The sequence below is a fragment of the Microcoleus sp. PH2017_12_PCY_D_A genome (genome assembly GCF_020738565.1).
Taxonomy (GTDB): Bacteria; Cyanobacteriota; Cyanobacteriia; order Cyanobacteriales; family Microcoleaceae; genus Microcoleus.
The window spans coordinates 1-2,659 of record NZ_JAEQCI010000054.1; the positions used below are offsets into that span (position 1 = coordinate 1).

Sequence of the window (2,659 nt, forward strand, 5' to 3'; positions counted from 1 at the left end):
TATCCAAGAAACATCGGGAGAACGATTTGCACCGTTTGGTAGTCTGAAACAAGTTGAAGAATCGAAACAAACTCCCAGTTTAGTTCGTCTGTTCCAAATCACAAAATCTGCATTTATTTCTGAATTGTAATTTCCGGTTTCTCCTCCTGTGGGCGACATGACGGTTATTTCTCCTCGGGCGTTGCGTTCAAATTTGACATCGGGGTTTTGGCGACACAGTTGATAAAATTGGTCGTCGGTGATTTGGGCGATCGCATTAAAGTTGATGGTAACTGCTAGCATGGTATTTTAGAGGCTGCATTGTGAGTGTTTTAATCGCAGATAAATGCCGATCGATGCAGGTTGTGTAAATTCTCAACTGGGATTGCTATTTTTGAAGCGGGAAGATTTTATGATACACTTGTGCTAGCATTATATCACAAAGTTATAATAACGTGTTCATCTTGTTGTGAAAATCTTTTTCCAGGAAAGATTTGCAGACATAGCAGTAATAAAATGCAATGTTGATTTCGCTCAATAACTTAGGAACCCCTTCTAATAAACTAGCTAAGATCTTGCCTTCCAACTTCAGCGCGTCCATGCCGATCGCAAAAAACAACAATCCCAATCCAGCCAACAAGATTTTGTAGGGAGTAGACTGTAGTTCCCGCCGAAAAAACCATCCGTAGGAGAACACAAATATAGCGTAGAGCAAACTAACTCCTAACTTGGGAATTCCCAAGGCGCTAATATATAGATGAATCCTGTAAATTTCATTGAGCAGAAATGCCCCTGTCAACAAAGCAGAGAACAGAATAAATCGAGTTTCCGTAGGGCGCAGTTGCATAGTTTTAGCCAATCCATAGCTAAAGCTACAAACAATGACTGGTACAGCACACAATACTTGAAATGTGCGAGTTAACAAGGCGACATTGGGATTGGGGGAGAAAAAAGGGTGAAAGAATAAATCGCTGACTTGCAAGCCTGAAATTTGAGTCAAGACAATCAGAAATCCCACCAGCAATAGAGATAAACAATTGAGCCGCAAAGCTGAGCGAAAAATAGTCATAAGCGAGAAACGACAAAAGGACGGTTTACCGCAGACAAATCAAAAAATACATTTCCACTATAGCTGCTGATTTGCTAAACTAAGAAGAGACTTGTTAAACTGGGTAACACTGATGCTGTCCGTAAAAGAAGCAGAATCGATCGTTCTAAATTTGGCGCAACCCCTCGACAGTCAGCGGGATGTAGAAATTGTAGACTTGCTGGCAGCATCGGGGCGCATTTTGGCTGCACCCGTCACTGGTTCCCTCGATTTTCCCTATTGGGACAATTCGGCAATGGATGGCTATGCCGTGCGGTTTGCTGATGTGGAAAATTGCAGCCCCGAAAAACCGGCGGTACTTGAAGTAGTTGAGGAGATTCCAGCGGGATATCCGCCTCAAACTGCGCTACAATCGGGTCAAGCAGCCCGAATTTTTACGGGCGCGATGATGCCGGATGGTGCTGATACGGTGGTAATGCAGGAAGAAACGAGGCGTGAGGGCGATCGCATTTTTATCTTAGTTTCTCCTGAAAAACCGCAAGCATTTGTCAGGCACAAAGGCGCTTTTTATCAAGCAGGAACAACTTTACTAACTCCCGGTACAGTTATCAAAGCGCCCGAAATGGCGGTATTAGCAACTGCACAGTGCATTCAAGTTCCCGTTTATCGGCGTTTGCGGGTGGCAATTTTTTCTAGTGGTGACGAATTGGTATCGCCAGACAAAACTTTGACTTACGGTAAACTGGTAGATTCAAATCAATATGCTTTGACAGTGTTGTTAACTCAAATGGGATTTGAACCGATTCGATTGGGGATTGTTCCTGACTGTAAAGATGCCTTAACAAAGGCAATCGCTCAGGCTATTTTGATAGCAGATGTGGTGATTTCTACGGGCGGCGTATCGGTAGGAGATTACGATTATATTGAGAAAATATTGGCGGAGTTGCAAGGAAGAATTCACATTAGTTCTGTGGCGATTAAGCCGGGAAAACCTTTGACTGTTGCTGCCTTTAAACGAGATGAAAAAAAATCAGATTCGCCGATTTTGAGTTCAGATTGTCTCTATTTTGGTTTGCCGGGAAATCCAGTTTCAGCTTTAGTCTGCTGTTGGCGCTTTGTTGTGCCTGCTTTGCGAAAGATGTCTGGGCTGGGCGCGGATGCTTGGGGGCCGGAGTTTGTGCGGGCTCGATGTGATGTTGAATTGCGATCGCACGGCAAGCGCGAAACTTATGTTTGGGGTAAACTACATTTAGTTGCCGGATTCTGGGAATTTGAACCTGCTAGCGGCAGCCAAAATTCAGCAAATTTAATTAACCTCGCAAATACGACTGGTTTAGCAGTTTTGCCCGCATCGGAAACCTGGATTTGGCCTGGCGAATTCGTTGAAGTTTTAAAAGTTAGTTGACAGTTGACAGTTGTCAGTTGGCAGTTGGCAGTTGGCAGTTGGCAGTTGGCAGTTGGCAGTTGGCAGCAGTTATTAGTTATTTGTTATTGTTTAGAACCTACCCATTCCCAATTCCTCATTCCCAATTTCCCATTCCCCATTCCCCATTCCCAATTAACAATGAGAATTTTAATTTTTGAAGACGATTATTAGTTATTTGTTATTGTTTAGAACCTACCCATTCCCAA

The 2,659-nt window shown here is 43.4% G+C and carries 3 protein-coding genes; 1 reads left to right on the forward strand and 2 read right to left on the reverse strand.

The window, feature by feature from the left end; genetic code table 11:
* Both JGK39_RS16860 and JGK39_RS16865 read right to left on the reverse strand, forming a co-directional pair.
* The coding region (locus JGK39_RS16860; RefSeq protein WP_293258835.1) for a Uma2 family endonuclease at positions 1-282 on the reverse strand (282 nt) is incomplete at its 3' end.
* Between the two features lie 142 nt (positions 283-424).
* Complete coding sequence (locus JGK39_RS16865; protein ID WP_293258837.1) at positions 425-1,048, reverse strand: hypothetical protein; 624 nt, start codon at positions 1,046-1,048, stop codon at positions 425-427.
* A 112-nt stretch (positions 1,049-1,160) separates the two neighbouring features.
* Between JGK39_RS16865 and glp the strand changes: the two genes are divergently transcribed.
* Positions 1,161-2,432: a gephyrin-like molybdotransferase Glp gene (glp, locus tag JGK39_RS16870; RefSeq protein WP_293258839.1), complete on the forward strand. Its 1,272-nt coding sequence runs from the start codon at positions 1,161-1,163 to the stop codon at positions 2,430-2,432.
* Positions 2,433-2,659: the final 227 nt, after the last annotated feature.

What these genes read in the sequence shown, in the direction of transcription:
- JGK39_RS16865 (WP_293258837.1), bottom strand. Translation starts at nt 1,048, where the DNA reads ATGACTATTTTTCGCTCAGCTTTGCGGCTCAATTGTTTATCTCTATTG.
- glp (WP_293258839.1), top strand. Translation starts at nt 1,161, where the DNA reads ATGCTGTCCGTAAAAGAAGCAGAATCGATCGTTCTAAATTTGGCGCAA.